This is a genomic window from Acetobacter sp. DsW_059 (assembly GCF_002153695.1).
In the GTDB taxonomy this organism is placed as follows: Bacteria; Pseudomonadota; Alphaproteobacteria; order Acetobacterales; family Acetobacteraceae; genus Acetobacter; species Acetobacter thailandicus.
The window spans coordinates 1-312 of record NZ_JOPI01000154.1; the positions used below are offsets into that span (position 1 = coordinate 1).

General features: G+C 47.1%; 1 pseudogene. It reads left to right on the forward strand.

What is annotated here, in order from left to right:
• A pseudogene (locus HK25_RS13190) lies at positions 1–289 on the forward strand (hypothetical protein); the annotation flags it as partial.
• Positions 290–312 lie beyond the last annotated feature (23 nt).

Consider the following 312-nt stretch of genomic DNA (forward strand, 5'->3'; position numbering starts at 1 on the left):
TGTCCTGGGCTGGATAACAAACTATAATGCTGCATGGACTATGCTGCGTGAATATTTTGCAGATGATTTGGCCACCAGATGGAAATATTTGCGTGATAATAACGTGATTTCATCTGATACGCTCGACAAAACAATCCGCAGGCTCACAGGCACGATTTCAACTGACGATTTCGCTTCTGATCTGAGTATGTGGGGAACAAACAGCCAGTCGACCTATGGCTTTCTCATTACGTGGATACAGGGACGTATTGCCTGGCTCGATGAACAGTGGGGCTATAGCGCGTCATAACAGCGCATGACGCGTGACAGTCA